Consider the following 3,134-nt stretch of genomic DNA (forward strand, 5'->3'; position numbering starts at 1 on the left):
CCTGCTGCTGAAGCACACCGGCGACGGCGAAGCACAAAGCGGAGGCCAGGGCCGCGGCAACAGCGAGTGCGATCACCGGTCCACGATCGTGACGGGGCGTCCGCGAAGCGTGCAGCGACACGGGCCCGGGACGGACCGGCATCGGCGGTCGGTCAGTCGTACGGATCCTCCCGCCCCGCCGCGACGGGTGCGTGCGAAAGACGAGCTGTCGATCGCGTGGCATCGACCGGCACCGCCGCGGAGGGGGCAGGTCTTACTGCGGCGGGAAGACCCGCTCGCCGGTGGTGGCGTCGCTGAGGGTGATGGCTTCGACGGGGCACGACTCGGCGGCGTCGCGTACGGCCTGCGTGGCCGGGAGCGGGTCGGCGGTCGCGCGTCCCTGGCCGCGCTCGTCGAGGTCGAACTCGCCGGGGGCGGTGGCCGCGCACAGGCCTGTGCGCACGCACACCCGCTGGTCGACGGTGGCTTTCCAGTGGTCGGACATCAGATGGGCCTTTCGGGAGTATGCGCGGGAGGCGCCGCGCGGCCGGGAGAGGCGGCTCGGGTCGGGGTCCGACGGCCGCCTCGCCCGGAGGGTCGTAGCGCGTACGGTGGTCCGCTTCAGCCGATGACGAGCGGCAGGGTCTTCCAGCCGCGGACGGTCGACGTCTGGGCCAACTCGGCGTTGTCCCAGTCCACTTCCCAGCTCGGGAACTGCTTCAGGATCTCCTCCGCCGCGATCCGCCCCTCCAGCCGGGCCAGCGCCGCGCCGAGGCAGTAGTGGGCGCCCACGCCGAAGCTCATGTGCTGGGTGACGCGGTGGATGTCGAACCGGTCCGGGTCCGGGAACCGGTCGGGGTCGCGGTTGGCGGCGGCCTGCATGAACAGGATCGCGCTGCCGGCCGGCACCGTCTGGCCGTAGTACTCCACGTCCTTGTTGACGTAGCGGGCGGTGAACGGGCCCGTCGGCTCGAAGCGCAGGATCTCCTCGATCGCGTTCGGGATCAGCGACGGGTCCGCCACGAGTTCGGCGCGCTGCTCCGGGTAGCGGGCCATCGTCGCACCGAACCAGCCGATCAGACGCCCGGTCGTCTCGTTCCCGGCGCCCGCGATCACCGTGCAGTACGTGATGACCTCGTCGTCGGTGAGGGTGCGCGTGACACCGTTCTCGTCGGTGAACTCCGCGTTCATCAGCTCGGTCATGATGTCGTTGGAGGGGTTCTCCTTGCGCCACTCGACGTAGTCGCGGAACTCCTCGGTGCTGAGGTTGTTCGCCTCGGCGCGCATCTTCGGGTCGCGGTTGCCCTCGGTGCTCAGCGCGGCGTCCGTGCGGTCGCGGAAGATCTCCTGGTCGGCTTCCGGGATGCCCAGCAGCATGCCGATCACGCGCATCGGCATCTCGGCGCCGACAGCCTCGACCAGGTCGAACCGCTTCGCCCCGATCACCGGCTCCAGCGCGCGCTTGCAGTACGCGCGCACCCTCGGCTCCAGCTCCGCGATCCGTCGCGGGGTGAAGATCCGCGCGAGCAGACGACGGTGGATGTCGTGGACCGGCGGGTCCTCGAAGATCAGCGACCCGGGCGGGAACTCGATGCCCGCCTGGATCAGTTCGAGGATGTCACCCCGGGCCGACGAGAACGTCTGCCAGTCCCCGAGCCCCTTCTGCACGTCGGCGTGCCGGCTGACCGCGTAGAAGTTGTACTTCTCGTTGTAGTACAGCGGCGCTTCTTCACGCATGCGCTTGTAGATCGGGTACGGGTCCTGCACCAGCGTGTGGTCGTACGGATCCCAGTACAAAGCGGTGGCAGTGCTCACGAAATACACCTCCAGGTAGCGCACGACCCGGTCGGCTGGTCCACCGAGAGGTCGGCTGGCGAAGCTTGGTTCATGTGCGGTCGGCGAGCAGAGGCGCCGGCCGGACTCGGCTCCGGTTCGGAGCGTCGACCGCACCGGTGGCGCCGGATGCCGGCGCCTGGCGGGGGCCGAAGGCCGCCCGCCGCGGGTGACCGTGGATCACCGGGCGGGCGGCACCTCGCGGCCTACTTGGTCAGCGCGCCGGCGTCGATCGGCAGCGTCACACCGGTGATGAAGCGGCCTTCGTCGGAGGACAGGAACAGGATCGCGTTGCTGATGTCCTCCGGCTCCACCCACGGAGTCGGCAGGAGGTGCATGTTCTGCGACACCGCGGCGAAGTCGTCGACGGTCGGGTTCTCCAGGTCCGGGCGGAACAGCCGGAACGTGGCTTCGTTGACCGCCAGCGGGGTGTTCACCTGGGTCGGGTGAACGGTGTTGACGCGGATGCCGTGCTGGCCCAGTTCCATCGCGAGCGTGCGCATGAGGCCGACCACGCCGTGCTTCGCGGCGATGTAGTGGCCGATGTTCTGGTAGCCGCTCAGACCGCCGACGGAGCTGGTCAGCACGATCGAACCACCGCGCCCGCCCGCGATGATGTGCGGGATCGCCACCTTCGTCGTCAGCCAGACTCCGGTCAGGTTGACGTCGATCGTGTCGCGCCAGTGCTTCTCCTCCATCGCCTCCACGGTGGCACCGCTGCTCCCGATGCCGGCGTTGGCCGCGACGATGTCCAGACGCCCGAAGCGCTCAACGCCCTCGTCCACCACGGCCTTGAGTGCGGCGTGGTCGCGTACGTCGCCCTCCACGGCGTGGATGCGGCGTCCCGTCGCCTCGACCAGGCGGACGGTTTCCTTCAGGTCTTCGGGCGTCGACATCGCGATGTCCACGCCGTCGAGCTGCTTGCACACGTCGATGGCGATGATGTCGGCGCCCTCCTGCGCCAGTCGCACGGCGTGGCTGCGTCCTTGTCCGCGGGCCGCACCGGTGATGAACGCGACCTTGCCTTCGACACGTCCGGGCATGGGGTACCTCGTCTTTCTGGGTTCGGTGCCGGCGCTGATGGTTCCTCGCCGGCGGTCTGTGGGGCGCAACAGCAGGTGTTGCGCGGGTCGTTCAGCGCGTGCAGGTGACCGTTTCGACGGCCTGGCGGGAGTGGCCGCAGCAACCCACGACCACAACCTCGACGGTTTTCGAGCGGCGTCCGCGCAGTCCGAGGGCCAGGAGGAGAAGCCCGGCGGCTCCGGCGGCGACGGGCCAGAAGCGTGTGAGGTTTCCGCCGCCGGCGGCCTGGAGCAGGTCGA

At 69.7% G+C, this 3,134-nt stretch carries 4 protein-coding genes; all 4 read right to left on the bottom strand.

Annotated features, from left to right (window positions below; genetic code table 11):
* Nucleotides 1-253 precede the first annotated feature (253 nt).
* Nucleotides 254-484 (bottom strand): ferredoxin, encoded by a 231-nt coding sequence (locus tag ACRX5W_RS30025; RefSeq protein ID WP_436791521.1) that lies wholly within the window; start codon nucleotides 482-484, stop codon nucleotides 254-256.
* 116 nt (nucleotides 485-600) lie between these two features.
* Nucleotides 601-1,794, bottom strand: coding sequence for a cytochrome P450 (locus ACRX5W_RS30030; RefSeq protein WP_436791522.1), 1,194 nt, complete (start codon nucleotides 1,792-1,794; stop codon nucleotides 601-603).
* Between the two features lie 224 nt (nucleotides 1,795-2,018).
* Complete coding sequence (locus ACRX5W_RS30035; RefSeq protein WP_436791523.1) at nucleotides 2,019-2,855, bottom strand: mycofactocin-coupled SDR family oxidoreductase; 837 nt, start codon at nucleotides 2,853-2,855, stop codon at nucleotides 2,019-2,021.
* A gap of 91 nt (nucleotides 2,856-2,946) precedes the next feature.
* A partial coding sequence (locus ACRX5W_RS30040; protein WP_436791524.1) for a hypothetical protein occupies nucleotides 2,947-3,134 on the bottom strand: 188 nt, incomplete at its 5' end.

It is taken from the genome of Yinghuangia sp. YIM S10712 (genome assembly GCF_051388935.1).
In the GTDB taxonomy this organism is placed as follows: Bacteria; Actinomycetota; Actinomycetes; order Streptomycetales; family Streptomycetaceae; genus Yinghuangia.

What these genes read in the sequence shown, in the direction of transcription:
- ACRX5W_RS30035 (WP_436791523.1), bottom strand. Translation starts at nt 2,855, where the DNA reads ATGCCCGGACGTGTCGAAGGCAAGGTCGCGTTCATCACCGGTGCGGCC.
- ACRX5W_RS30025 (WP_436791521.1), bottom strand. Translation starts at nt 484, where the DNA reads ATGTCCGACCACTGGAAAGCCACCGTCGACCAGCGGGTGTGCGTGCGC.